The organism is Rhizobium sp. L9 (assembly GCF_002531885.1).
GTDB lineage: Bacteria > Pseudomonadota > Alphaproteobacteria > Rhizobiales > Rhizobiaceae > Rhizobium.
The window spans coordinates 1-993 of record NZ_NWSZ01000090.1 but is presented as its reverse complement, the minus strand read 5'-3'; the positions used below and the strand labels follow the sequence as shown (position 1 = coordinate 993).

The 993-nt window shown below is 62.6% G+C and carries 1 protein-coding gene; it reads left to right on the top strand.

From position 1 onward, the window contains the following. On the top strand, window positions 1-993 hold a 993-nt coding region (gene tuf, locus CO660_RS32370; protein WP_088397330.1), incomplete at its 5' end, for an elongation factor Tu.

Here is a 993-nt window from a genome sequence, read left to right as displayed (position 1 = left end):
CACGTCGAGTATGAGACGCCGGCCCGCCACTACGCGCACGTCGACTGCCCCGGCCATGCCGACTACGTGAAGAACATGATCACAGGTGCGGCGCAGATGGACGGCGCGATCCTGGTTTGCTCGGCTGCTGACGGCCCGATGCCGCAGACGCGCGAACACATCCTGCTCGCCCGCCAGGTCGGCGTTCCGGCGATCGTTGTGTTCCTGAACAAGGTCGACCAGGTTGACGACGCCGAGCTTCTCGAGCTGGTCGAGCTCGAAGTTCGCGAACTTCTGTCGTCCTACGACTTCCCGGGCGACGACATTCCGGTTGTCAAGGGTTCGGCGCTTGCTGCTCTTGAAGATTCCGACAAGAAGATCGGCGAAGACGCGATCCGCGAACTGATGGCAGCGGTCGACTCCTACATCCCGACGCCGGAGCGTCCGGTTGACCAGCCGTTCCTGATGCCGATCGAAGACGTGTTCTCGATCTCGGGCCGTGGTACGGTCGTGACCGGCCGCGTCGAGCGTGGCATCATCAAGGTTGGTGAAGAAGTCGAGATCGTCGGCATCCGTCCGACCTCGAAGACGACGGTGACCGGCGTTGAAATGTTCCGCAAGCTGCTCGACCAGGGCCAGGCCGGCGACAACATCGGCGCGCTGATCCGCGGTGTGAACCGTGACGGCGTCGAGCGTGGTCAGATCCTGTGCAAGCCGGGCTCGGTCAAGCCGCACAAGAAGTTCAAGGCAGAAGCCTACATCCTGACGAAGGAAGAGGGCGGCCGTCATACGCCGTTCTTCACCAACTACCGTCCGCAGTTCTACTTCCGCACGACGGACGTGACCGGCATCGTCACGCTGCCGGAAGGCACGGAAATGGTCATGCCGGGCGACAACGTCACGGTTGACGTCGAGCTGATCGTTCCGATCGCGATGGAAGAAAAGCTGCGCTTCGCTATCCGCGAAGGCGGCCGCACCGTCGGCGCCGGTATCGTCGCTTCGATCGTCGAGTAA